Origin of the sequence: Gordonia sp. ABSL11-1, from assembly GCF_030315685.1 — a bacterium.
GTDB lineage: Bacteria > Actinomycetota > Actinomycetes > Mycobacteriales > Mycobacteriaceae > Gordonia.
Map to the genome: position 1 here is coordinate 224,406 of NZ_JASXSI010000001.1, position 24,748 is coordinate 249,153.

The 24,748-nt window shown below is 66.6% G+C and carries 24 protein-coding genes and 1 pseudogene; 19 read left to right on the forward strand and 6 right to left on the reverse strand.

Annotation, left to right across the window (positions count from 1 at the left end; translation table 11 throughout):
• The first annotated feature begins 135 nt into the window (after nt 1-135).
• From QSJ19_RS01190 to QSJ19_RS01205, 5 genes are read left to right on the forward strand one after another with little or no spacing between them, the layout of a single operon-like run.
• A complete protein-coding gene (locus tag QSJ19_RS01190; RefSeq protein WP_286317876.1) occupies nt 136-483 on the forward strand; it encodes a hypothetical protein in 348 nt (115 codons plus the stop codon).
• Nucleotides 480-1,046 (forward strand): DUF6932 family protein, encoded by a 567-nt coding sequence (locus tag QSJ19_RS26940; RefSeq protein WP_502876059.1) that lies wholly within the window; start codon nt 480-482, stop codon nt 1,044-1,046. Before QSJ19_RS01190 ends, QSJ19_RS26940 begins: the two co-directional genes overlap by 4 nt.
• Nucleotides 1,037-1,930 (forward strand): hypothetical protein, encoded by an 894-nt coding sequence (locus QSJ19_RS01195; RefSeq protein ID WP_286317877.1) that lies wholly within the window; start codon nt 1,037-1,039, stop codon nt 1,928-1,930. Before QSJ19_RS26940 ends, QSJ19_RS01195 begins: the two co-directional genes overlap by 10 nt.
• Nucleotides 1,931-1,990: 60 nt before the next feature.
• Nucleotides 1,991-2,416 (forward strand): hypothetical protein, encoded by a 426-nt coding sequence (locus QSJ19_RS01200; protein ID WP_286317878.1) that lies wholly within the window; start codon nt 1,991-1,993, stop codon nt 2,414-2,416.
• Nucleotides 2,413-2,646: a DUF3263 domain-containing protein gene (locus QSJ19_RS01205; RefSeq protein WP_286317879.1), complete on the forward strand. Its 234-nt coding sequence runs from the start codon at nt 2,413-2,415 to the stop codon at nt 2,644-2,646. The genes QSJ19_RS01200 and QSJ19_RS01205 overlap by 4 nt, the downstream gene beginning before the upstream one ends.
• Here the strand turns inward: QSJ19_RS01205 and QSJ19_RS01210 are convergent.
• Entirely contained in the window at nt 2,630-4,021 is a 1,392-nt protein-coding gene (locus tag QSJ19_RS01210) for a recombinase family protein (protein ID WP_286317880.1), read from the reverse strand. The genes QSJ19_RS01205 and QSJ19_RS01210 overlap by 17 nt on opposite strands.
• Here QSJ19_RS01210 and QSJ19_RS01215 point away from each other — a divergent pair.
• Together QSJ19_RS01215 and holA are read left to right on the forward strand one after the other, a co-directional pair.
• Nucleotides 4,020-4,865: a ComEC/Rec2 family competence protein gene (locus QSJ19_RS01215; protein WP_286317881.1), complete on the forward strand. Its 846-nt coding sequence runs from the start codon at nt 4,020-4,022 to the stop codon at nt 4,863-4,865. The two genes, QSJ19_RS01210 and QSJ19_RS01215, sit on opposite strands and share 2 nt — an antisense overlap.
• Nucleotides 4,849-5,832, forward strand: a complete 984-nt coding sequence (holA, locus tag QSJ19_RS01220; protein ID WP_286317882.1) for a DNA polymerase III subunit delta — start codon at nt 4,849-4,851, stop codon at nt 5,830-5,832. Before QSJ19_RS01215 ends, holA begins: the two co-directional genes overlap by 17 nt.
• A gap of 147 nt (nt 5,833-5,979) precedes the next feature.
• On the opposite strand, the gene rpsT is transcribed toward holA, so the two are convergent.
• On the reverse strand, nt 5,980-6,240 hold the full coding sequence (gene rpsT / locus QSJ19_RS01225) for a 30S ribosomal protein S20 (RefSeq protein WP_286317883.1): 261 nt from the start codon (nt 6,238-6,240) through the stop codon (nt 5,980-5,982).
• Between the two features lie 243 nt (nt 6,241-6,483).
• Here rpsT and QSJ19_RS01230 point away from each other — a divergent pair, with 243 nt between their 5' ends.
• The 4 genes from QSJ19_RS01230 to QSJ19_RS01245 are packed head-to-tail and all read left to right on the forward strand — an operon-like array spanning nt 6,484 to nt 11,365.
• The gene (locus QSJ19_RS01230; protein ID WP_286317884.1) at nt 6,484-7,623 is read left to right on the forward strand and encodes a sulfotransferase family protein; all 1,140 of its coding nucleotides are present in this window, start codon (nt 6,484-6,486) and stop codon (nt 7,621-7,623) included.
• Between the two features lie 57 nt (nt 7,624-7,680).
• Nucleotides 7,681-9,540: a circularly permuted type 2 ATP-grasp protein gene (locus QSJ19_RS01235; protein WP_286317885.1), complete on the forward strand. Its 1,860-nt coding sequence runs from the start codon at nt 7,681-7,683 to the stop codon at nt 9,538-9,540.
• The gene (locus tag QSJ19_RS01240; protein WP_286317886.1) at nt 9,537-10,520 is read left to right on the forward strand and encodes an alpha-E domain-containing protein; all 984 of its coding nucleotides are present in this window, start codon (nt 9,537-9,539) and stop codon (nt 10,518-10,520) included. Before QSJ19_RS01235 ends, QSJ19_RS01240 begins: the two co-directional genes overlap by 4 nt.
• On the forward strand, nt 10,517-11,365 hold the full coding sequence (locus QSJ19_RS01245) for a transglutaminase family protein (protein ID WP_286317887.1): 849 nt from the start codon (nt 10,517-10,519) through the stop codon (nt 11,363-11,365). The genes QSJ19_RS01240 and QSJ19_RS01245 overlap by 4 nt, the downstream gene beginning before the upstream one ends.
• A 75-nt stretch (nt 11,366-11,440) precedes the next feature.
• Here QSJ19_RS01245 and QSJ19_RS01250 read toward each other — a convergent pair.
• Nucleotides 11,441-11,861 (reverse strand): annotated as a pseudogene (locus QSJ19_RS01250) (type II toxin-antitoxin system PemK/MazF family toxin).
• A complete protein-coding gene (locus QSJ19_RS01255; RefSeq protein ID WP_286317888.1) occupies nt 11,858-12,526 on the reverse strand; it encodes an alpha/beta hydrolase family protein in 669 nt (222 codons plus the stop codon). Before QSJ19_RS01255 ends, QSJ19_RS01250 begins: the two are co-directional and overlap by 4 nt.
• A 47-nt stretch (nt 12,527-12,573) precedes the next feature.
• Here QSJ19_RS01255 and lepA point away from each other — a divergent pair, with 47 nt between their 5' ends.
• From lepA to QSJ19_RS01270, 3 genes are read left to right on the forward strand one after another with little or no spacing between them, the layout of a single operon-like run.
• Nucleotides 12,574-14,517: a translation elongation factor 4 gene (gene lepA, locus QSJ19_RS01260; RefSeq protein WP_286317889.1), complete on the forward strand. Its 1,944-nt coding sequence runs from the start codon at nt 12,574-12,576 to the stop codon at nt 14,515-14,517.
• 4 nt (nt 14,518-14,521) lie between these two features.
• Entirely contained in the window at nt 14,522-16,573 is a 2,052-nt protein-coding gene (locus QSJ19_RS01265; RefSeq protein ID WP_286317890.1) for a M3 family metallopeptidase, read from the forward strand.
• Complete coding sequence (locus QSJ19_RS01270) at nt 16,570-17,484, forward strand: cation diffusion facilitator family transporter (RefSeq protein WP_286317891.1); 915 nt, start codon at nt 16,570-16,572, stop codon at nt 17,482-17,484. The genes QSJ19_RS01265 and QSJ19_RS01270 overlap by 4 nt, the downstream gene beginning before the upstream one ends.
• Before the next feature lie 11 nt (nt 17,485-17,495).
• Here QSJ19_RS01270 and QSJ19_RS01275 read toward each other — a convergent pair whose 3' ends face one another.
• The gene (locus QSJ19_RS01275) at nt 17,496-19,526 is read right to left on the reverse strand and encodes a glycoside hydrolase family 15 protein (protein ID WP_286317892.1); all 2,031 of its coding nucleotides are present in this window, start codon (nt 19,524-19,526) and stop codon (nt 17,496-17,498) included.
• Nucleotides 19,527-19,653: 127 nt separating this feature from the next.
• Between QSJ19_RS01275 and QSJ19_RS01280 the strand changes: the two genes are divergently transcribed.
• The 5 genes from QSJ19_RS01280 (at nt 19,654) to QSJ19_RS01300 (ending at nt 23,983) form a co-directional block, all read left to right on the forward strand.
• Complete coding sequence (locus QSJ19_RS01280; RefSeq protein WP_286318142.1) at nt 19,654-19,854, forward strand: hypothetical protein; 201 nt, start codon at nt 19,654-19,656, stop codon at nt 19,852-19,854.
• A gap of 272 nt (nt 19,855-20,126) precedes the next feature.
• The gene (locus QSJ19_RS01285) at nt 20,127-21,206 is read left to right on the forward strand and encodes a sulfate ABC transporter substrate-binding protein (protein WP_286318143.1); all 1,080 of its coding nucleotides are present in this window, start codon (nt 20,127-20,129) and stop codon (nt 21,204-21,206) included.
• Nucleotides 21,203-22,057: a sulfate ABC transporter permease subunit CysT gene (cysT, locus tag QSJ19_RS01290; protein WP_286317893.1), complete on the forward strand. Its 855-nt coding sequence runs from the start codon at nt 21,203-21,205 to the stop codon at nt 22,055-22,057. The genes QSJ19_RS01285 and cysT overlap by 4 nt, the downstream gene beginning before the upstream one ends.
• Nucleotides 22,054-22,986, forward strand: a complete 933-nt coding sequence (gene cysW, locus QSJ19_RS01295; protein ID WP_286317894.1) for a sulfate ABC transporter permease subunit CysW — start codon at nt 22,054-22,056, stop codon at nt 22,984-22,986. The genes cysT and cysW overlap by 4 nt, the downstream gene beginning before the upstream one ends.
• 1 nt (nt 22,987) lies before the next feature.
• Nucleotides 22,988-23,983, forward strand: a complete 996-nt coding sequence (locus tag QSJ19_RS01300; RefSeq protein ID WP_286317895.1) for a sulfate/molybdate ABC transporter ATP-binding protein — start codon at nt 22,988-22,990, stop codon at nt 23,981-23,983.
• Here QSJ19_RS01300 and QSJ19_RS01305 read toward each other — a convergent pair.
• A complete protein-coding gene (locus tag QSJ19_RS01305; protein WP_286317896.1) occupies nt 23,941-24,711 on the reverse strand; it encodes a sirohydrochlorin chelatase in 771 nt (256 codons plus the stop codon). The two genes, QSJ19_RS01300 and QSJ19_RS01305, sit on opposite strands and share 43 nt — an antisense overlap.
• Nucleotides 24,712-24,748 lie beyond the last annotated feature (37 nt).

Here is a 24,748-nt window from a genome sequence, read left to right on the forward strand (position 1 = left end):
GCAGCCTGCGGATATGGGGCACAATCTCAACTGTCAATTGGTAGACGACAGATGTGACACCAGTGCTTGACGCCGGTAGACGGGTCGGTGCGCGCACATCTTGATGCAGAACGAAGGGTGACTGAGGCTCTCGGCATGGGCGAACTGTGGAAGATCATCCAGGAGCATCTCGACGCGTACGGCGTCCGAGAGGCTGAGTTCGCGCGGCGCATCGGGTCGAGTCCGCAGACGGTCAACTCCTGGAAGAAGCGCGGTATCCGGAACCTGCCGGAGCGTCGCCTCCTCCTCGCGGTATCGGAAATCACGGGTCGCGACTACGCCGATGTGTTGCAGGCGGCCCTGACCGATTCTGAGTATCTCGGCGACACGTTGCCGGCCGCGGCGCGTCGAGGTCAGGGCAAGGCCAAGGGTGAACTGCTGCGCGACGAGCATGCCAAGCTCGGTGAAGAGGCTGACGCAGACGGCCCGGAGAGTGGCGCGTGATTCCAGCCCTCGTCGACGGCCACCTACCGCCGGGCCGCCATCCGTGCACTTTGGAACAGCTTCACGATCGATTCGTGGCGCACGACGATTTCGCTGCGTCTCGGACTCGATCGGATCGGTGGGTAGGACTTCTCAGGTACCTGGCCACGTGGGAAGACGTTCACGACCTGACGGGTACGTGTTTGCTGGAGCGAGTGTGGATTGGCGGTAGCTTTCCTTCTGCAGAGCTCGACCCCGAAGACGTCGACATATCGCCGATCATCAACGGCGCCGCATTGCGTAGCATTGAAGGAAAGCCTGGATCCGGCAGGGCTCAGAAGCTCTTTGAGAGCCGAAAGGACGTTCGTCGGCGTTACGGAGTCGAGCCGTTCGCCATCTTGCGAGAGTCCTTCACAACGATAATGATGAAGGACCTGACGTCGTCTGAGTTCGAGTACCTGGCAACTCGTGGGCTTTTCGACGATTTTTGGCTTCGCCGCCGCGCATCCGCGACGAAGGGTCCGATGACCTCGGGCGATTCAGCGCCGAGGCGAGGATATTTGGAGGTGGATCCGTGGCGCTAGCTGATCGGTTCCCGGTCCTCGGTTCGTCCCATGATGATGACTGGCTGCCCCCCAGAGACGCAACGGCCAGCAATCTCGTCTCGGCGGCACGTCGTTCTCTGGTCGCTTCAATGCGCGACATCGAACCTGGCGCTGCCCTTCCATTCGGTGTCGACATCAGATTCATCGGCTCGTCGACGAGGGAAGGCTCCCTGCCCGCAGATGCGTCACCGATTATCGCAGCGATCCAAGCTGAGGTGCGCGCTGCCATGCCTAAGGGGGACGTCAGCTTCCAGATGACAGGGATCTCGGAGGGTAGCGCTGTCGTGCGCATTGAGCCCTCCTTTGCGCATGTGAAAGAGCCGTTCGAGAGCGCGGCTACCTCGGACTTAGAGTCTGCGCTAAAGGCCGTCATAGCAGTTCACGAGCTATTGGAACGTCATGCGGCACCTCAGGAGATTGCTAGCACCTCGAAGCGGGCGGTTTTGGACAAAGCCAAAGAGCTCGCCGAACAGTTGATCGATGTCGAGCTGGATCTAGACCTGACCGCCAGCGGAAGTCACGGTGACGTCTATCAGTCGAAGTTCACCAGGGATGGCGGCTCGGCGTGGATCGAGCACGTCTATGAGGTCATCGATTCGTCAGATCAGCCAGCGACGATCAGCGGCAAACTGGTCGTCATGGACGGCGAGAACCGGTCGATCACGGTTCGCGGCGGACGCCGTGGCGGCCGGGTCGAAATCACGAACGTGCCGTCTGCTGAGTTTCAGAACCTGGCATTCGACAGTCACGTCAACATCAGAGTCGTTGAAACCGCCACCAAGAATCGACTTGGAAGGCGAACTGTGACGGGGCGACGGTTCTCCTCCATCGTCTCGGACGACCCTGATCTTAACGTCGAATGACAAGACTGTAATTAGTTGCGCCGCACTGGTTTGTCGGTGTCAGCTCCTACGGTGGCAGGCATGTCGATCTACCACCCGTGGCGCGATGCCCGCCGCCGACAGCACCTCGCGATCGAGTTCGTCGACGACCTCCCGCATGGCGTCCGCGGCCGCATTACCGGTGACCGCATCGAGGTGAACCGCCACATGCTCGGCGACGAGCGTCGATGCACCATCGCGCACGAGCTGGTTCACGACGAGCGCCGCGTGTATCCGATCGACCGGGTGCTGAGGGCGCGCGAGGAATTGGCAGTGGAGCGCATCGCGGCACGCCGGCTGATCGCCCTCGAGCAGCTCGTGGACGTCCTCGGCTGGACCCGGCAGACCGATGAGGTGGCCCAGGAGCTGTGGGTCGACGTCCCGATGCTCGTCACGCTCGTGCAGTCGCTCACGGATGAGGAACGTGACTGGATCGACGACCAGCTCCGCGAGCGGGGCGTCGCGTGATCGACACCGACCGCCGCATCCTCGACTTCGAGCAGAAGTGGTGGCGCACCGCTGGCGCCAAGGCCGACGCGATCATGGCCGAGTTCGGTCTGACGCAGACGCGCTACTACCAGAAGCTCAACCGGCTCCTCGACGATCCCGAGGCCGCAGCCTACGCGCCGGAACTCGTCAAACGGCTGCAGCGGATCCGCTCGACGCGCGAACAGCGGCGGACTACTGCCGCCAGGTGAGCTCGATTCCCTCGGCGATGGGTCGGCCGCGCTTCCCGTTCACCGAGTGGATGTGGACGACGACGATCTGTGCGAGCAGTTCGCGGCGGTCTTTGATCGTCAGCTCGAGCCAACGCTCGCGGGCACCCGGCCCCGCGATGTCGGCGACCTGAGGCGATGGCATGAACGAACGAACTCGTGCCTCCGCCGCGGCTATCTGCGGGCGAAGCTTCGCCTCGATGCGAGCGAGCGCCGCGGCGGACAGCTCTCCGTCGGCGGCCGAGTCTGTGAACGAGTCGAGCCGCTGCTGCAGCCCGCGCGCGTGGTCCATCGCGGCGCGCAGCTCTGTGTTGGCGTCGGCGAGATCGCCCAGGAGGGCCTGGCTCTCGAGACGTCGGATGACCGCCTCAGTCACGTACTCGTCGACCGGCACAACGTTCCGCGACACATGGAACGCATCTTTGCAGAGGTAGGCGTCGAAGCCGCGGTTCTTCTGCCGGCGAATCGCCCCACCGCATTCACCGCACACCGCGACGCCCGTCAGGAGCCACTTCGGTTCGGCCCCACGATGAGTCAGCCGGGACGGGTCTGCGAAGAGCGCGACGAGGCGCTGATGGTCCTCGCGGCTGATGATTGGCTCCCAGGTGGCGTCACCGACGACCTCGCCCTTGTGGACCCGCAGCGCGGCGTACGTCGGCGACTCGAGGATCTTCCGCATCGTCACCGGTATCCACGGCGCCTTGCTGCCATCGCGCTTCGGTCGCGGTCCCGGAATGCCGCGCTCGTTGAGATCGGCGCACACTGCGTAGATCGCATCCCCGGCGAGCACACGGCGTGCGGCCTCTTGGACGATCGGCGCAGTCTCGGGGTTCGGCACACGGTCGACCGGAATGCCGGTGTCGGGGTCACGAATGATCTTGTAGCCGTAGGGGAGTTTGCCGTGAGGTCGGCCGGCAGCAGCGTTGGCGCGGACCGAACGGAGGACGCGCTCGCGGGACTGCTCGACCTCTTTCTCGGCCAGGAGGGCGTCGAGGCCGGTGGTGAATCGGTCGTCGCCGCGGGCAAGATCGTAGGTGCGGCCGGAGTACGACCACATGACACCGCGCTCGGCGCAGAGGTCGCGCAGCTCGACGTAGGCCTTGAGGTCGCGTTGTGCACGCGACGCCTCCCAGGTGACGAGTACATCCCCGGGCGACAGGATCTGTTGCAGCCGTTGGTATGCCGGGCGCGTCTTGTGGCTGTAGCGAGACGCACCACGGTCGTTGTCGATGAGCACCTCGCCGACGGTCCACCCGCTCCGGTCGGCAAGGGCGCGACATTCTCGCTCCTGCTCGTCGACGGACTTGCCGCGCTGGTTCGGGTCCGATGAGACCCGGCAGTAGATGATCGCTCGCATGGCCGGAGAATACGACCGCTATACGACATTGGGGGGCAGCAACTTCGCGATCGTGACCGGGGCCGTGGTGATGGTGGTCCGTGCGCTGGGGGCGTCGCCGCGTGTCACGTCCGTCGTGGGGATCCTGATCGTGGTGATGTTCGTGATCCTGGTCCGTCCGTCGCCGAGTGTGCTCCGGGCGGCGATGATGGGCACGGTAGGGCTGCTGGCGCTGGCGGGGTCGCGACGGGCGCACGCGATGCCGGCGCTCGGTGCGGCCACCATCGTCGGCCTGTTGTGGTGGCCGGATCTGGCGGTGGCACCGGGTTTCGCCCTGTCGGTACTCGCGACGGCAGGCCTGGTGCTGTGGTCGGCATCCCTGCGCGATTGGCTGCGGGCGCGACGCATTCCGGCGGGTGTGGCCGAGTTGCTGGCGATGTCGCTTGCCGCGCAGCTGGTCACCGCTCCCGTCATCGCGCTGCTCAGTGGACGTTTCAGCATCGTGGCGTTGCTCGCGAACGTCCTCGTGGTGCCGGTCGTCGGGCTCGTCGGCGTCGTGGGGACCGCCGCCGCGGTCGTCGGATCGATCGGTGGCGTCGACGGCCCGGGTGCGGGCTGCGCTGAGCTGATGGTGCGTGCGCTCGGGCCGGAGTTGTGGTGGATGCTCACCTGCGCGCGGCTCCTCGGCGCGCAGACGTGGGCGACGATGTCCGTCCCGTCGGGTGTCGTCGGCGCCCTCGTCGTCGGTGCGGCGACAGTGATCGTGGTGGTGGCGGTGGCAGCCGCGGCCCCGCGGGTCCCGGAGGGTGTTCGTGGGCTCGGGCGGGCTGTCGGGTCCGTCTGGCACGATGGTCGCCGTGGATGAACGCCTGCACCTGTTGCTCGGAGACGACGACTTCCTCACCGGACGGGTGATCGCGGGTGTCGTCGCGCAGCAGTCGGCGGACACCGGCACGGAGGTCCCCGTCACGAGGGTGCGCGCGGGCGATGTGACCGAACACGAACTCGCCGAGCTGCTCAGCCCCTCGCTGTTCGCCGAGGATCGTGTCGTGGTCGTCGAGTCGGCGGCCGATGCCGGTAAGGAACCTTCCGCGCTGATCGGGCAGGCGGCCGCGGCGCTTCCCGACGGGATCACCCTGATGGTCGTCCACACCGGTGGTGGCCGCGCGAAATCCTTGGTGCCGACGCTGAAGAAGGCGGGCGCGGTCGAGCACGACTGTGTCGCGCCGAAATGGCCGTCGGAGCGGATGGATTTCGTGCGCAAGGAGTTCCGCACCCTGAAGGTCAAGGTGAGCAACGACGTGGTCGAACAGCTCGTCGAGGGGGTGGGTTCGGAACTGCGCGAGCTGGCCGCAGCGTGCAGTCAGCTCGTCGCAGACACCGGCGGCAAGGTGACCGTGGACGCGGTTCGGCTGTACTATCAGGGCCGTCCGGAGATCACCGGATTCGAGGTCGCTGACAAGACGGTCACGGGCGATCGCGCGGGGGCGTTGGAGTCACTGGCGTGGGCCGAGCATCACGGCGTGCCGAGGGTGCTGCTGGCAGACGCGCTCGCGGAGGCGGTCCACGCGATCGCGCGGGTGCGTGCCATCGGATCGATGGACCAGTACGCGGCGGCCTCGGAGTTGGGCATGCCGCCGCGCCGCGTCAAGAAGGTGCAGGCGCAGGCGAGGGCCTGGGACTCGGTGTCGATCGCGAAGGCGATCCAGGCGGTGGCCCAGCTCAACGGCGACGTGAAGGGGCAGGCGGCCGACGCCGACTTCAGTCTCGAGCACGCGGTCACCACGGTGGCCGGGCTGCGCCCTGCGCGGGAGCGGGCCAGGCGGGACTGACCATCTGGGGCCGACCGCGCGGTGCAGCCGACAGCGCGGTGCTGCCGACCGCACCGGCACCCCGACGACACAACGCAGCTCACCCCGGTGACCGCGTGGATATCACCGGGGTGAGCTGCGAGAGCTGCGCGCCAGGGGCGCGGAAGATCAGAGCTTGTTGACCGCGAGAGCCATGGCCGACTTCTTGTTGGCGGCCTGGTTGGCGTGGATGACGCCCTTCGATGCAGCCTTGTCGAGCTGACGGCCCGCGGACTGGGCGAGCTCGGTGGCCTTCGGCTTGTCGCCGGCGTCGACCGCCTCGCGGAAGTTGCGGATGGCGGTCCGCAGCGAGGACTTCACCGACTGGTTGCGCTGACGGCGCACCTCGTTGGTGTTGATCCGCTTGATCTGCGACTTGATGTTTGCCACGCGTGTATCCCTCTGGTTCTGGTTGGTTCTTGTCGTTCTCGGTCGGCGGCGAACGGGTCGCGCCGGAGCAGGTCGAACGGTCATGGATCCGGGGGATCCCGTCGACACTGCGAACAGCGGTCAACATTACCAGTAGCGGCCGAAGCGGCCCAAATCGCCGGACGGGCATCGGGCTGCGCCGGCGACACGACTCATATCGTCTCCGAGGACGCAAGGTTTGTCACCAATTAGGCTCGAACCATCATGTCTGTCGTCTTCGTGCACATAGGCCTGCCCAAAACCGGGACAACGCACCTCCAGGATCGGCTCTGGCGTAACCGTGACCTGGCGCTACGGGAGTCCGGACTGCTCTATCCGGGCAACGTCATCTCCGATCACTTCCACGCGGCGGTGCACCTGCAGCCCGAGCGTTATCTGGACTGGGTCGATCCGGCGTTCTCGAAGACGTGGCCGACGCTGGTGTCCCAGATCAAGGCGTGGCCGCAGACCTCGCTGTTGTCGCACGAGCTGTACGCGACCGCGCGTCCCGAACACATCGAGCGGATGCTGGACGACCTGTCGTTCGCCGACGAGGTGCACGTGATCGCGACCGTGCGAGATCTCGCCCGGCAGCTCCCCTCGGTCTGGCAGGAGAACGTCAAGAACCAACGGCAGGCGACCTTCGACGAGTTCCTCTCCTCCGTGCACGTCCACGGTCCGGCCATGCCGGGCTTCGTCCCGCCGGTCGGCGCCGGCGACGAGGAACCGTTCTGGGAGTTCCAGGACCACATCCGCATCCTGGGCGACTGGGCCGACGCCGTCGGGCCCGAGCGCGTGCACATCGTCACGGTACCCACGCGGCGCGACAACCCGGCCGACTCGCTCTGGGAGCGATTCCTGCGGGTCCTCGACGTCGATCCGGCCACCTTGACCGTTCCCGTGCCGAGTCTGAACTCGTCGCTGTCGGCGCCGCAGGCGGAATTCCTGCGGCAGCTCAATCATCGACTCCAACCCGACGATGTGGAGTGGCGCCGCTATGAGCGCATCATCAAGGGCCAGATCATCGGGGAGATTCTCTTCGCGGCGCCCTCCGGTGCGCCGCGCGGCCTGACCACCGATCAGCGGGCGTGGGTGGCGCAGACGGCGGACGCCATGATCGGGGCGGCCCGCTCGGCCGGCTATCGCGTGTCGGGCGATCTCGATGACCTGACGGTCAGTCGGCTCGCCGCCGGCGACGCGTTGCCGCCGACCGTCCAGGACGTTCTCGACGTCGCGCTCGACACGATGGCCGAGATGGTGAAGACGACCCGCTTGCCGAAAGTCGGCCCTCGACGGCGGACACGCGCGATGAATGTCGTCCGTCGCATTCGGCGGCGTGCACTGGGTCTACGCCGTTCTCTGTGACCCTTCCATCGCCGACCGTCATGCCGAATCCGGGATTTTGTAGCACCATGGCAAGTTATGAGTCCCGCGTCGACGACCTCTGCGTCCACCAAGCGCGCCGCACCCAAGGCCGCGAACTCGAAGTCGAACGCGAACGGAGCGGCCAAGGGCGGTAAGTCCGCCACCGGCCGTGGCGCCGACGCCAAGACGCCGGCCGGCGCCAAGGGACGATCTCGTGACACGCCGGCGACCAAGCGCGCCAAGACCGTTGTCCGCGAACCGAAGGCGATCGACAACACGATCTTCGCCGGCTATTCGAAGGGCCCGTACGGCAAGGCATTCGACGAGATGTTCGACGCGGACGGTGAGGTCCGCGCGCCGTACCGGGGCATCTACAAGGCGATGTCGGAGTACGACCGCGCCGATCTCGACGTCCGGGTGGATGCGCTGGGTCGTGCGTTCATCGACCAGGGCGTGACGTTCTCGCTCTCCGGCAAGGAACGTCCCTTCCCACTCGACGTTGTGCCACGGGTGATCTCGGCCTCCGAGTGGAGCAAACTCGAGGCGGGGATCACGCAGCGGGTGCAGGCCCTCGAACTGTTCCTCGACGACATCTACGGCGAGCAGGAGATCCTGCGCGACGGTGTGCTGCCGAAGCGGCTCGTCCACTCCTGTGAACACTTCCACCGGCAGGCCGCAAACATCCGCCCGCCCAACGGCGTTCGCATCCACGTTGCCGGCATCGATCTCATCCGCGACGAGAACGGTGACTTCCGGGTCCTCGAGGACAACCTGCGATCACCGTCGGGTGTCTCCTATGTCATGGAGAACCGCCGCACGATGGCGCGGGTGTTCCCCGATCTGTTCTCGTCTCATCGGGTCCGGGCGGTCGCCGACTATCCGAGTCATCTGCTGCGCGCACTCCGTGCGTCGGCGGCGTTCAACGAGGCCGATCCCAACATCGTCGTCCTCACGCCCGGCGTCGCGAACTCGGCCTACTTCGAACATTCGCTGCTCGCCCGGCTGATGGGGGTGGAACTCGTCGAGGGGCGAGACCTGTTCTGCCGCGACAACGTCGTGTACATGCGTACCACCGAGGGGGAGCAGCGCGTCGACGTCATCTATCGCCGCATCGACGACGACTTCCTCGACCCGATGCAGTTCCGACCGGACTCGATGCTCGGGGTGGCGGGGCTGCTGAACGCGGCCCGTGCGGGCAACGTGGTCATCTCCAGCGCCGTCGGCAACGGCGTCGGCGACGACAAACTGATCTACACCTACGTGCCGGAGATCATCCAGTACTACCTCGGCGAGAAGCCGTCACTGATGAACGTCGACACGCTGCGCTGCTGGCTCGACGATGAATGCGAGGAGGTCCTGGACCGGATCGACGAACTCGTCGTCAAACCGGTCGAGGGATCGGGTGGGTACGGCATCGTGTTCGGCCCCGATGCGACAAAGGCCGAGCTGGACACGTTGGCGCGCAAGGTGCGCAACGATCCACGTGGGTGGATCGCACAACCCGTGGTGCAGTTGTCGACGGTACCGACGAAGATCGACGGCGACGTCCGGCCGCGCCACGTCGACCTCAGGCCGTTCGCCGTGAACGACGGTGAGTCGGTGTGGGTGTTGCCGGGCGGGCTGACCCGGGTGGCGCTGCCCGAGGGGTCACTCGTGGTCAACTCGAGTCAGGGCGGCGGCTCCAAGGACACCTGGGTGCTGGCATCGTCGCGGTCGTCGGAGGAGCGCGAGCTGTCGGGAGCCAAGGTGGTCAACGCGAGCGGCGTCGCGGCCGCGCGTCCTGCGGAGAGTGCTCCGGACCCGCTGCACACCCAGAGTCAGCAACAGCAGCAGGGTCAGCAACAGCACCAAGGTCGACACCGGCTGGGACGAGAGCAGCACCAGGGTGGCCGGACCGAGGTCGGTGATGCCCGATGATGCTGGCGCGCAACGCGGAATCGCTGTACTGGATCGGCCGCTACGTCGAACGCGCCGACGACATGGCGCGCATCCTCGATGTCGCGATCCATCAGCTCCTCGAGGACGCCACCGTCGACGTCGACCGGCAGGCCCGGCTGGTGATCCAGGTCCTCGGCCTGGATTCGCCACCGTCCGACGACCCGCTCGACGTGTGGGCGCTGACCGAACGGGTTGCCTACGACAAGGACTCGGTCGGGTCGATCGTGGACCTGATCAGGTCGGCCCGGGAGAATGCGCGCGGCGCGCGCGAGGTCACGTCCAGCGAGATGTGGGAGTGCCTCAACACCACCTACAACGGGCTCGGGGACGCCGAACGTCGTGCGCGCCGTCTCGGGCCTCACGAGTTCCTGTCGTATGTGAAGAATCGTGCGGCCATGTTCGCCGGACTCGCCGACGCGACCCTCAGCCACGACGACGGTTATCGGTACCTGCTGCTCGGCCGGTCGGTGGAGCGGGTCGACATGACGATCCGGATGCTGTTGTCGCGCGCCGGAGATCGTGTCAGTTCGCCTGCCTGGGTGAACGTGCTCGTGTCCGCAGGCGCACACGATACGTTCCTGCGTACCTACCGCGGCCTGCTCGATGCGGAGAACGTCGTCGAGTTCATGCTGCTGGACCGGCTGTTCCCGCGCTCGGTCTTCCACGCGCTGAGCGTCGCGGAGAGCAATCTCGTGGATCTGGAGAAGCGTCCCAGTCGCGTCGGGGCGCAGGCCGAGGCGCTGCTGCTGCTCGGCCGCGCACGCAGCTCCCTGGAGTTCCTGGAACCGGGCAACCTGCTCGACGGACTCCAGGATCGGCTGCTGGACCTGCAGGACACCTGCCGCGCGGTCAACGAGGCCGTCACCGGCCAGTACTTCCATGTGTCGCCGTATGTGTCGTGGGCCGACGCCCGGGTCAGCGACGCCGAGGACCACGTGATCGAGGAGAGTGAGCTGTGAGCTGGCGTCTACGCGTCGTCCATTCCACCGGATTCGCCTACAAGAGTCCGGTCACGTCGTCGTACAACGAGGCGAGGCTCACTCCGCGAAGTGACAACCGGCAGAACGTGATCGTGAACCGCGTCGAGACGGTGCCCGCCACGAGGTCCTACCGGTACACCGACTACTGGGGCACCGCGGTGACGGCGTTCGACCTCCACGCGCCGCACGAGGAGCTGGAGGTGTCGGGTATGTCGGTGGTGGAGACCGAGGCGGTGCAGCGTCCGGCGCCGGACGACCAGGCGGGCTGGGATGATGTCCGCAGCGAGTACGTCAAGGATCGCTACGACGAGATGCTCGCCTACACCACATATGTGCCGAAGAACCGGCAGTTGACGTCGGCGGCCAATCGCGTGATCAAGGGCCTCGGTCCGGAAGAGGCCGTCGAGGCGGTCTGCCGGTACGTGCACGAGGAGATGCAGTACGTCCCGGGCACGACCGGCGTGCACACGACGGCTGTCGACGCGTGGAACGAGCGTAAGGGTGTCTGTCAGGACTACGCCCACCTGTCGCTCTCCATGCTGCGCAGCCTGGGTATCCCGGCGCGCTACGTGTCCGGATACCTGCACCCGAAACCCAACGCGGGCATCGACAAGACCGTCGAAGGCCAGAGCCACGCCTGGATCGAGGCGTGGACCGGTGGGTGGTGGGGCTATGACCCGACCAACGACACCGCGATCTCCGAGCAACACGTGTCCGTCGGTGTGGGCCGCGACTATTCTGATGTGTCGCCGCTCAAGGGCATCTACACCGGTGGTGGCGCAACGGATCTCGATGTGGTGGTGGAGATCACGCGGCTGGCGTGAGGGTCTCGACCACGTCACCATTCACCCTGCTGGTCGAGTAGCCCCCGAGCCGATAGGCGCGGCGGCGTATCGAGATCACCGCCACCTGAAGCGACTCCGCAGTTCGACCGCGACGAGCTCGAAGCGCGGGTGTTCGAGGACCGCACCCTCTCGACGGATGTCGTTCTCGGGCACCGTGAGTACACGATCGAGCCGGACGAAGCTCGCGCGATGCCGCACATCCCAACGCTCCGGTCCCGATCTCCAGCCAGTCCGGATCCTCGCGGTGGTAGGCCTTGCTCGACATCATCAGACCGAGGAGGTGGGACCGGTCGCCGTCGGCGGGGTTCCGCCCGACGACGAGCACGGGTCGATCCTTACCCTGATGGGGATCGTCCTCGAACACCACCGGGGTCCAGACGATCTCGCCGGGGTCGGCCGCGCCGTCGAGGTCGGGTGCGTAGACGATCTCTCGGGCGACGGCCGCGGTCGGATGAGCCGGTGGGTGTCTGATCATCGGCGGCCGCCGTCGGTGAGCAGGAACCCGACCACGGCGTCGGCGGTGAGCTCGGCGGTCGGTTTTCGGTCCGGCTTCAGGTCGTGGCCGACCTTCTCGATCTCCACCACCCGGGTCGGCCCGGCGATGAGAGCGACCGCGTCGGCCATCTCGGCGGTCGTCCCGAACGGATCGGTGCTGCCGTGCACGACGACCGTCGGCGTCGTGATGGACGGCAGGTGCTCGGTTCGCAGGCGTTCGGGCTTGCCGGGCGGGTGCAGTGGATACGAGGTGAGCAACAGTCCGTCGGCGAGGTCGGCGTCCGTGGCCACCGCCATCGACGCCTGACGCCCACCGTAGGAGTGCCCACCGACGATCAGCGGCCCCGCCGACTCCCCGCGGAACGCGGCACACGCCGCGACGATGCCGTCGCGGTCGGCGGCCGCCGTCGACGGACTCGGCGGGCCCTTGGGTCGACGCTGCCGATACGGCAGGTCGACGCGGGCGACGACAAGACCGCGGTCACAGAGTTCGGCGGCGATTGCCCGCAGGATGACGGCGTGCCGGTTGCCGCCTGCACCGTGTGCGAGGACCACCACCCCCCGGGGATCGCCGGCGGGTCTGGACAGCTCTGCCACGACCCCGTCGGCGTCGTAGGAGCTGGTCTGGTGGCCAGTGGGCGTCATGGTGATCACCGTAGCGGTGAGCGTCGCCGACGACGGTGGGACGACTCATGAGAAACTGGTACGACGACGTGGACCGTGCCGGTCTGAGACCTGTCCACGCGACCCGTGCCGCACGTTCGAGGAGCAGTTCGATTCCCACCTTTGCCGACACCACCTTCACCGACCCCGCGCGGATCCGGAACTTCTGCATCATCGCCCACATCGACCACGGCAAGAGCACCCTGGCCGACCGCATGCTGCAGCTCACCGGCGTGGTCGAGGAGCGTCAGATGCGTGCGCAGTACCTCGACCGGATGGACATCGAGCGCGAGCGCGGCATCACCATCAAGGCACAGAACGTGCGCCTGCCGTGGCAGGTCACCGGTGACGACGGGGTGACAACCGACTACGTCATGCACCTCATCGACACCCCGGGCCACGTGGACTTCACCTATGAGGTCTCCCGCGCCCTCGAGGCCTGCGAGGGTGCGGTCCTGCTCGTCGACGCCGCGCAGGGGATCGAGGCGCAGACCCTCGCCAACCTCTACCTGGCGATGGACAATGACCTGACCATCATCCCGGTGCTCAACAAGATCGACCTGCCCGCCGCCGACCCCGATCGCTACGCCGCGGAGATCGCCCACATCATCGGCTGCGACGCCGACGACGTCCTGCGCGTCTCCGGGAAGACGGGCGAGGGCGTCGGCGCTCTGCTCGACGAGGTGGTCAAGTTGATCCCGCCGCCCGTCGGTGATGCGGATGCGCCGGCACGCGCGATGATCTTCGACTCCGTCTACGACACCTACCGCGGCGTGGTCACTTACGTCCGTGTCGTCGATGGCAAGATCGTGCCGCGCGAGAAGATCGCGATGATGTCGACCGGCGCCACGCACGAACTGCTCGAGGTCGGCATCGTGTCACCCGAACCCAAACCGACCAAGGGACTCGGCGTCGGTGAGGTCGGTTACCTGATCACCGGTGTGAAGGATGTTCGGCAGTCGAAGGTCGGTGACACCGTGACCACCGCTCGTCACGGCGCGACCGAGGCGCTCACCGGGTACCGCGAGCCACGTCCGATGGTCTACTCGGGTCTGTACCCGATGGATGGTTCCGATTACCCGGTCCTGCGGGAGGCCCTGGACAAACTGCAGTTGAACGATGCGGCGCTCACCTACGAGCCGGAGACCTCGGTCGCCCTCGGCTTCGGCTTCCGCTGTGGCTTCCTGGGATTGCTGCACATGGAGATCACCCGTGAGCGGCTCGAGCGTGAGTTCAATCTCGACCTCATCTCGACGGCACCCAACGTGGTCTACCGAGTCGTGATGGAGGACGGCGCCGAGCACACCGTCACCAATCCTTCGGACTGGCCCGACGGCAAGGCGCGCCACATCTATGAGCCGGTGGTGAAGACGACGGTCATCGCACCCAGCGAGTTCATCGGCGCGATCATGGAGCTGTGCCAGTCGCGCCGCGGCGAGCTCGGGGGCATGGACTACCTGTCCGAGGCACGCGTCGAACTCCGCTACACCCTGCCGATGGCCGAGATCATCTTCGACTTCTTCGACGCCCTGAAGTCCCGCACCCGCGGTTACGCCAGCCTCGACTACGAGGAGTCGGGTGAGCAGGAGGCCGACCTGGTCAAGGTGGACATCCTCCTGCAGGGCGAGGCGGTGGACGCGTTCAGTGCCATCGTGCACCGCGACGCCGCGTACGCCTACGGCAACAAGATGTCGACGAAACTCAAGGCACTCATCCCGCGCCAGCAGTTCGAGGTTCCGGTCCAGGCCGCGATCGGATCGAAGATCATTGCGCGCGAAAACATCCGGGCGATCCGCAAGGACGTGCTCGCCAAGTGCTACGGCGGTGACATCAGCCGGAAGCGCAAACTGCTGGAGAAGCAGAAGGAGGGCAAGAAGCGGATGAAGACCATCGGTCGCGTGGAGGTACCGCAGGAGGCGTTCGTCGCTGCCCTGTCGACCGACGCCGTCGGGGACAAGCCGAAGGGGAAGTAGCGCAATGGACGAACGCCGCATGGTCAATCCCGTCCTCGCCACGAGTTCGCTGCCGCACGGGCTGCCCGACTTCGCGTCGATCAGCGATGACGACTTCCTCCCGGCGTTCACCGAGGCGATGGCGTCGCAGCTCGCCGAGATCGACGCCATCGCCGCCGATCCGCGGCCGGCGACCTTCGTCAACACGATCGAGGCCCTCGAGTTGTCGGGCCGCGATCTTGCACGGGCGAGCGGGGTCTTCTTCAACCTCGTCGGGCCCGACACCAACCCGCAGCGCAACGAGATCTCCCAGCAGCTCGCGACCTTGCTGACCGATCATGCGAACACCATCGCGATGGACGGCCGGCTCTTCAGGCGGATCTCCTCACTGTTCGACCGCATCGACGACCTGGGCCTGACAGAAGCGCAGGAACGGTTGTTGGCCAAGCGATATCGGGAATCGGTGCGGGCCGGCGCGGGCCTCGGTCCCGACGAGCAGGCCCGGATGCGGCAGATATCCTCACGCCTGGCGTTGCTGACCACCACGTTCTCCCAGAAGATCCTCGACGACACGAACGCCTCGGCCGTGTTGGTCGACGAGGTATCCGCACTCGGCGGACTCTCCGACGGCGAGATCGCCGCGGCGCGCCGCGCCGCCACCGAGGCCGGACACGACGGCGGATATCTCATCACGCTGGAACTGCCGACGAGCCAGTCCGTTCTCACCTCGCTGACCGATCATGCTGTGCGACAGCAGGTTTTCGACGCATCGATCGCGCGGTGCTCCCGCGGCAACTCCCACGACACCCGGGCGCAGATCCTCGAGATCGTCACGTTGCGCGCGCAGCGGGCCCGACTGCTCGGCTACACCTCGCACGCGGACTACGTGATCGCCGAGGAGACCGCACCGGATCCGGCCGCCGTCGTCGACTTGCTCGGCGAGCTCACCGAATCCGCCTTGCGCGCGGGCGGACGGGAACTGACGAGGCTCAACCGATTGACCGACGAGGAGATCGGCCCCGCCGACCTGACGTTCTGGCTCGAGCGCGAGCGCCGGTCGTCGGCGTCGGTGCCCCTCGATGATTTCGCTCAGTACTGCGAACTCGACACCGTCCTGGAGAAGGGCGTCTTCTACGCCGCAGGAGTGCTGTACGGGCTGCGATTCGTCGAGCGGCCGGATCTGCACGGGTACCATCCGGACGTCCGGGTCTGGGACGTGATCAACGACGCGGGGCGCAGCATCGGGCTGTTCCTGGGTGATTACTACGCCCGGCCGTCCAAGCGGGGCGGGGCGTGGATGAACAACATCGTCGATCAGTCGGCGGCGCTGTCCATGACGCCCGTCGTCGTCAACGTGCTCAACCTGACCGAGCCCGACGCCGGACAACACTGCCTGCTGAGCATGGATCAGCTCACAACCCTGTTCCATGAGTTCGGACACGCGCTGCACGGCCTGCTGTCGTCGGTGGATTACCCGTCACAATCGGGGACGTCGGTGCCGCGTGACTTCGTCGAATTCCCCTCGCAGGTCAACGAGATGTGGGCCCTGCATCCGGATGTGTTGTCCCACTATGCCCGTCATCACGACACCGGAGAGCCGATCCCGGCCGAGCTGGCCGAGGCGGCGCGCGCGTCCGCGAACACCGAGAGTGCCCACGGCACCATCGAATACCTGGCCGCCGCGCTCCTGGATCTGGCCTGGCACCGGATCACCGCCGACGACGAGATCACCGATGTCGAGGCCTTCGAGCGAGAAGCCCTGCGCGCCGCGGGGTTCTCCGGCGACCTCATCCCGCCCCGGTATCGCAGTGCGTACTTCAATCACATCTTCGGGGGCGGCTATTCGGCGGGCTACTACTCCTACATCTGGTCGGAGGTGCTCGACGCCGAGACCGAGCAGTGGTTCCTCGCCGAGGGCGGACTGCGGCGTGCGAACGGGCAACGATTCGCCGACTCGACCCTGTCGCGCGGCGACAGCGTGGATCCACTTGTGACACATGAGAAGCTGATCGGGCGCAAGGCCGAGATCGGGCCGCTGCTGACACGGCGTGGACTGACGGACTCCAGAGTTCGGTGACCACCGACCGGCGACGTGACCTCTCGGTCTTCGCGCTGCTCAGCATCGCGACGTCGGTCGTGGTCATCGCGTTGAAGCTCGTCGCGTGGTGGATCACGGGATCGGTCGGTCTGCTGTCCGACGCCGCCGAATCGGTGGTGAATCTCGTTGCCGCCGTGGCCGCGTACATCGCTCTGAAGGTCGCGGCCCGCCCCGCCGACGTCGGCCACAACTTCGGCCACGCCAAGGCGGAGTACTTCTCCGCCGTGTTCGAGGGCGTCATGATCGTCGTCGCCGCGGTCGCGATTCTGATCGCCGCGGTCGATCGGCTCATCCATCCGCACGAACTGGAGGCGGTCGGTCTCGGCCTGCTGATCTCGATCGTGGCGACGGTCATCAACGGTGTGGTCGGGTGGCTGTTGATCCGGGCGGGACGCCGACATCGTTCGATCACGCTGGAGGCCGATGGCAAGCACCTGATCACCGATGTGTGGACGACCGTCGGCGTCGTCATCGGGGTCGTGTTGGTGGCGCTGACCGGGTGGTTGCCGCTGGACTCGTTGATCGCGATCGCGGTGGCGTGCAACATCCTGGTCGTCGGCGGATTGCTGGTGTGGCGATCGGCCTCGGGCCTGATGGATTCGGCATGGCCGGCCGAGCGTCGCACGGTGCTCGAGCAGGTGCTGGACGACCATCGCGCCCGGGGCATCGAGTTCCACGACGTCCGTACCCGCGAAGCCGGTCACGAGCGGTACGTCCAGCTGCACATGCTGGTGCCGGGCGAGTGGTCGGTGCAGCGGGCCCACGATCTGACCGAGGAGGTCGAGGCAGACCTCGCGGCACGGATCGAGGACCTGTGGGTCACCACGCACATCGAGCCGCTGGGCGACCTTCGGGCCTACGAGGACTGGCGTCTCGACCGCCTCACCTGACGGGCACGCACTCAGTGGTGCGCGGGCTGGAACGTCCCGTGGCTGGCGGCCTCCTCGGCACGGATCACATGCATGACCGCGTTGATCAGGGCCAGATGGGTGAAGGCCTGCGGGAAGTTGCCCAGATGCTGTCCGGTACTCGCGTCGATCTCCTCCGCGTAGAGCTTGAGCGGGCTCGAGTACGACAGCAACCGCTCGCACAGGTTCTTTGCCCGCGGCAGCTCGCCGATCTCCACGAGGGCCGAGACCAACCAGAACGAACAGATCGTGAACGTGCCCTCCTCGCCGGAGAGCCCGTCGTCGGTCTCCTCGACGCGGTAGCGCAGAACCAGTCCGTGGTCGGTGAGCTCGTCGGCGATCGCGAGAACAGTGTTGCGGACACGGTGATCGTCCGATGGTAGGAAGCGCAGCAGCGGAACCAGCAGCAAGGATGCGTCGAGTGCGTCGTCGCCGTACCGCTGGGTGAACACCCCGCGGTCGTTGACGCCGTGTTCGAGGATGTCCTCGCGGATCTCGTCGGCGATTCCGGCCCAGGTCTTCGCGTACGACTTCTCGCCGTGCAGCGCGGCCAGGCGTGAACCGCGGTCGAGCGCGACCCAGCACATCACCTTCGACGACGTGAAATGTTGTGGCTCGCCCCGGACCTCCCAGATGCCGCGATCGGGTTTGCGCCAGTTCTTCACAGCCTCCTCGACCTGCGCCTTGAGCACCGGCCACAGGGTCTCGGGTACCGCCTCGTTGGATTTGGTGTTGAGATACACCGAATCCAGCATCGTGCCCCAGATGTCATGCTGCGCTTGGTTGTACGCACCGTTGCCGATGCGGACGGGGCGCGCGCCGTCGTAGCCCGAGAGGTGGTGCAGTTCTTCCTCCTCGAGTGTCCGCTCGCCCCCGACGCCGTACATCACCTGCAGGGGGTGGTGCTGGGAATTGGTGACGCCGGAGACGTCGGCGATGAACGAGAAGAAGTCGTCGGCCTCCCGGTCGAGGCCCAGGGTGTAGAGCCCCCACAGAGCGAACGTCGAGTCGCGCACCCAGGCGTAGCGGTAGTCCCAATTGCGTTCGCCGCCCGGGGTTTCGGGCAACGAGGTGGTCGCAGCCGCAAGCAGTGCGCCGGTCGGGGAGTAGGTCAGGCCCTTGAGCGTGAGGGCCGACCGCTGCAGGTGTGTCCGCCAGGGGTGATCCGGGAATCTGCCGACATTGATCCACTGTCGCCAGCACTCCGAGGTCGCCCACATCTTCTGGGCGGCCTCCTCGAAGTTCTGCGGTGCGGGTTGCCGGGACCACGACAGCGCGACGAATCGGTCGTCGCCCTCCACCAGGCGGGTGCGGGCCCGCGCCTCGCGTCCCTCGAGTCCGAGGCGCAGGTCGGTCGTGAGTTTCAGCGTGGGACCGGGTCTGGTGGTGTCGACGCCGGTGGCGATCGCGTCGCCGTAGGCGGGTCCGGAATACTCCCACACCGTGTTCCCGCGGTGGTAGTCGAAGGCCGGTTCACAGCTCATGGACAACTCGACGGTGCCGGAGACGCATCGGACGGTGCGGAGCAGGATGTGTTCGGCGTCCCAGTCGGTGGGCGTGCGGCGATGCGTCGTCGACCGGCGTTCGTTGTCGTGCCACGGTCCCATGACGAGGGCGTCGCGGACGACGATCCACCCGGTCTCGGTCTGCCACGTGGTCTCGATGATGAGACTGCCGGGCAGGTACCGGCGATCGACTGGCACATTGACGCCGTAGGGCGCGAGGCGGAAGTGGCCGGCGGTGCGGTCCAGAATCGCGCCGAACACGCTGGGCGAGTCCGGACGTGGCACGCACATCCACTCGACGGCCCCGTTGCGGGCGATGAGGCAGTTGGTCTCGGTGTCGGAGAGGAACGCGTAGTCGCCGATGGGTGGGAAGGCGTTGTGCGCCGCCGTGGCCGGCGAGAACGCCGTCGCCTCGGGATCCACCGGGCCGGAATCCGCGTCGTGGCCGAAGGTGCTCGCCTGATCGACCGGTGTCGCGACGGGCAGCGGGGTGACGGCGGCGTCTTCCGGTGGGGTCATGGCTATATCATTGCGATCAGGCCCTGTTGCCGCCACTCGACCGCGAGCGGGACGAGCGGGTTTTAATTCAGGCTGAGTGAAACTCAGGGTGATGTCCGATTCGCGTGATGTGCGGGGTGAGGTGAACATGACGGCGCTGGCCAACTGGTGGGACGGTGTGGAGGAGTGGCTGACGGGTCTGTCCTTCGTCCCGCAGCTGCTCGTGACGCTCATCGTCGTGATCCCGTTGGCCGTGCTGATCGCAGCGGTGCTCAATGTGCTGGTGGACACGGTCTCGACGCTGATCGACCGCCGACGATTCGCCGACGACGACGGAACGGGGCTGTAGCCGATGATCCGATCGCGGGTGACTCTCGCCCTCATCGCCCTCCTCCTGCTGGTCCTGCTGGCCTGGGTGCTCACCCGCTAGCACGGCGGTCGGTTTCGGCCAAACGACGGCTCTGACGTGCGTCGGACCCGTTCGGCGCGTTGCTAGCGTTTACGGGTCCAGAGGGAGTGTGTCGGACGCCTCGGACGTGAGTCCGCAGACGTCCGCAGACGGTGTGAGGCCGGGAGGATCGCGTGGCGAGATCTGTGATCGTGCGGAGGTGGCGGGCCGCCATGGCGGTTGCCGTCGCCGGGGTGATGATCGCGAGTGTGTCGGCGTGTGGCGCCGGATCGACCGACGAGCCCGGCGGGGTCGACATCTCCAGCGGCAGCCGGCACCTCAATCTCGTCGCCTACGCCGTGCCGAAGCCGGGCTTCGACGTCATCATCCCCGCGTTCCGAGCCACGGACGCGGGCCATGACATCGGTTTCTCTCAGTCCTATGGTGCCTCGGGCGATCAGTCCCGCAAGGTGGCCCGGCACGTGCCCGCCGACGTCGTCAACTTCTCGGTCGAGCCCGACATCACCCGGCTGGTGAAAGAAGGTGTCGTCGACGAGGACTGGAAGAAACAGGCGCCCAACAACAGCACGCCGTTCGGGTCCGTGGTGGCCCTCGTGGTGCGCAAGGGCAATCCCAAGAACATTCGGGACTGGGACGACCTGCTCAAGCCGGGCGTGCAGGTCGTGACCCCCAACCCGGGTAGTTCGGGTTCGGCCAAGTGGAATCTGCTCGCGCCCTATGCGGCCAAGAGCGATGGTGGCCGCAACTCGCAGGCAGGCCTGGACTATGTGGCCGAACTCGTCCGTGATCACGTCACCGTCGTACCCAAGTCCGGTCGTGAGGCGACGACAGCCTTCGAACAGGGACAGGGCGACGTGTTGATCAGCTACGAGAACGAGGCCATCATGCTCGACCGCGCGAACGCGACGTCGCCGCCCGATCAGCAGGTCGAGTACGTGATCCCGCCGCAGACCTTCAAGATCGAGAACCCGGTCGCCGTCGTCAACACATCCACCGACAAGGCGGGTGCCAAGGCATTCGTCGACTTCCTGTTCACGGCCGAGGCACAGCGACTGTGGGCGAGTGAGGGCTTCCGTCCGGTACTGCCCGACATCGTCACGCAGACCGCGGATGAGTTCCCCGGAGACATCGCCAAGCTCTGGACCATCAAGGAACTCGGTGCCGTGCTCGGTGAGGGGACCGCGGACAAGAACGACGGCAAGGATCTCACCGGGTGGAAGGCCGTCGACAGCGCCCTGTTCGGCTCGAAGGGCGACATCACCAAGATCTACAACTCGGGAGGGCGTCAATGAGCACGCAGGCGGTGGATCATCCGAGCCCACCCGGCGGATTCCTCGGTCGGTCACGCACTTTCAGCGGTGTGTCCCCGTTCGGAGTCGGGGTGGCGTGGTTGTGGCTCAGCGTGATCGTGCTGCTGCCGCTGGCGGCGATCACGGTGCAGGCGTTCACCGACGGCTGGGGCGGATTCTGGGATGCCATCAGCGACCCGAATGCGCTGGACGCACTGTGGATCACCGTCGTGGTGTCCGTCGTGGTCGCGCTCATCAACGTGGTGTTCGGCACGCTGATCGCCTGGGTTCTGGTGCGAGATGAGTTCCCGGGCAAGGGTTTCGTGAACGCGATCATCGACCTGCCGTTCGCGTTGCCGACCATCGTGGCCAGCCTCGTGCTGTTGTCGCTGTACGGACCGAACAGCCCGATCGACATCCAGCTCAACGCGACCAAGCCGGCGCTCGTCATCGCCCTGACGTTCGTCACGCTGCCGTTCGTGGTGCGCCAGGTTCAGCCCGTCCTCATCGAACTCGACACCGACGTCGAGGAGGCGGCCGCCGTCCTCGGCGCGAGCAACTGGGTGACCTGGACCAAGATCGTGCTGCCCGCGCTGCTGCCGGCCATCCTGACCGGCGCGGGTCTCGCGTTCACCCGCGCCATCGGTGAGTTCGGTTCCGTCGTCCTGATCGGCGGCAACATCCCCGGCGACACCCAGGTCGCCTCCCAGTACATCCAGCAGCAGATCGAGATCGACGAACCGGTGAACGCCGCGGCCGTCTCGGTGATGTTGCTGCTCATCGCATTCGTCGCCCTGCTCATCCTGCGGGTCGTCGGCCGACGTCAGTCCGTGCGGGAAGGACAGGATCGATGAAGGTCTCACCGTTCACCCGGTACACGCTGCGGGCCATCGCCCTCGTCTACCTGTTCATCCTGCTGATCGTCCCCGTCGGGCTCATCTTCTGGCGATCGTTCGAGCACGGTCTCGGACAGTTCTGGGAATGGATCACCACACCCGCGGCGATTGCTGCGTTGCAGCTGAGTCTGCTGATCGTGGTGATCGTCGTCCCTCTCAACGTGATCTTCGGCATCGTGACCGCGCTGGCACTCGTGCGTGGTCGTTTCCCGGGCAAGGGCTTCCTGCAGGCCGTGGTGGATCTGCCGTTCGCGGTGTCGCCGGTGGTGGCCGGTGTGGCCCTGATCCTGCTGTGGGGCTACGGCGGGTGGTTCGGCGGCATCGAGAGCACCGGGTTCCGGATCATCTTCGGGTTCCCCGGACTCGTGTTGGCAACGCTGTTCGTCACACTTCCGTTCGTGGTGCGTGAGGTCGAGCCGGTGCTGCGGGAGATCGGCACCGAACAGGAACAGGCCGCGGCCACCCTGGGCGCCAACGGATGGCAGACGTTCGGCCGCATCACGCTCCCGGCCATCCGCTGGGGTCTCACGTACGGCATCGTGCTCACCGTCGCCCGCGCGCTCGGGGAGTACGGGGCGGTCACGATGGTGTCGTCGAACTTCCCAGGGATCTCCCAGACACTCACCCTGTTGGTGAACTCGCGCTACACCGACGACTACAACGAGTTCGGTGCCTACGCCGCGGCGACCCTGCTGATGCTCGTCGCGATCCTGGTGCTGGTCGCGATGACCCTCGTCGAGCGACGTGCCAAGGGCCGCTACGCGGAGGCGAGCACCACCTACGCCGGCAGCGACGAGGCCACCGAGGTCGAAGCCGACCTCACCCCACCGCACGGACCCCGATCCATCGATGCCCAGCAGCTCGTGCACCACAAGGAAGGCGTGTGACATGTCCATCTCGGTTATCGGCGCGAACAAGCGGTACGGAGACTTCGCAGCGCTCGACGACGTGTCGATCGACATCCCGGCGGGCTCACTGACCTCGCTCCTCGGACCGTCGGGGTCCGGCAAGTCGACGCTGCTGCGTGCGATCGCCGGCCTCGACAGCCTCGACTCGGGCACCGTCATCATCAGCGGCACCGATGTGTCGGGAGCGGCTCCGCAGAAGCGCGACATCGGGTTCGTGTTCCAGCATTACGCGGCGTTCAAACACCTGAACGTGCGCGACAACATCGCGTTCGGTCTGAAGATCCGCAAGCGTCCCAAGGCGGAGGTCGACGCCAAGGTCGACGAACTCCTGGAGATCGTCGGACTCACCGTGTTCCAGAAGCGGTTTCCGGCCCAGCTGTCCGGCGGACAGCGGCAGCGCATGGCGCTGGCGCGGGCGCTCGCCGTCGATCCGCAGGTGCTGCTGCTCGACGAGCCGTTCGGCGCCCTCGACGCCAAGGTGCGCGAGGACCTGCGAAAATGGTTGCGCCGCTTGCACGAAGATGTCAACGTGACGACGGTTCTCGTCACCCACGACCAGCAGGAGGCGCTCGACGTCAGCGATCGCATCGCGGTGCTGAACAAAGGTCGCATCGAGCAGGTCGGTTCCCCCGACGATCTCTACGACCGCCCGGCGAACGAGTTCGTCGCGTCGTTCCTCGGTTCGACCGTCCGCCTCAACGGAGAACTGGTGCGCCCGCACGACATCCGGATCGGTCGTAATCCCGAGCTGGCGTTGCCGGCGGCGGATGCGTCACTCGACACGGGCGTCATCAAGGCGACCGTGGCGCGCGTGGTGAACCTGGGCTTCGAGACCCGGGTGGAACTGATCTCGGCAGCCACCGGCGACGAGTTCCAGGCCCAGATCACCCGCGGCGACGCCAATGCACTGAATCTGCAGGCGGGGGAGACGATCTACGCCCGCGCCACGAAGGTGGCCGCGCTCACCGAGTCCTGACTCGCGACGTGGTCGGTGGAGGCTGCGACCCAGTAGTGGTGGCAGACCGCCTCGACCACGTCGGGATGGGCGCCCAGCGGACCCGCGACCAGCGATGCCGGGGCGTGCTCGTCGAGCGCGGCCTCGACTCGCTCGGTCAGCAGACCCGCGGACAGGAAGTACGGGCTGACGGCGATCCGCTCGGAGCCGGCGGCGCGTAGGCGTCGTACTGCTGCGCGCAGTCGCTGGTCGCGGGCACCCAGTTTGGTAGCGAACACGACCTCGACCGGGCGGTGCAGAAGCATCGACAGTTCGATCGCGCGCCGTCGGACGTGGCGGTCCGCGGACGGGTCCGAGGAACCGACTGCGGTGAGCAGGATGCCTGCACGCTCGGACCGTGCATCGAGGCCGGCCTCGATCAGCCGGTCGGCGAGCGCCTGCGCGAGCGGGAACGTCCCGATCACGTCCGCCTGCACGATTCTCCGGCCGGGCCCGGTGTGCCCGGCGATGATCGTGGGCAGATCCACCTTGTGGTGATATCCCGCGGCGAACAGCAGCGGCACCACCACGCAGTCACCGTCGACCTGCTCGAGCGCATCACCGACCAGTGGTCCGTCGAGATCGAGATAGGCCAGGCGGACGTCGACCCCGGGCATGGCCGTCGACACCGCGTGCAGCACACGACGGGCGGTCGCGCCGAACCGCGGATCGCGGCTGCCGTGCGCGACGAGGAGCAGGGTGGGTGTCATCGTCACGGTGATCTCTGGATGGTCGAGGCGAATGTGT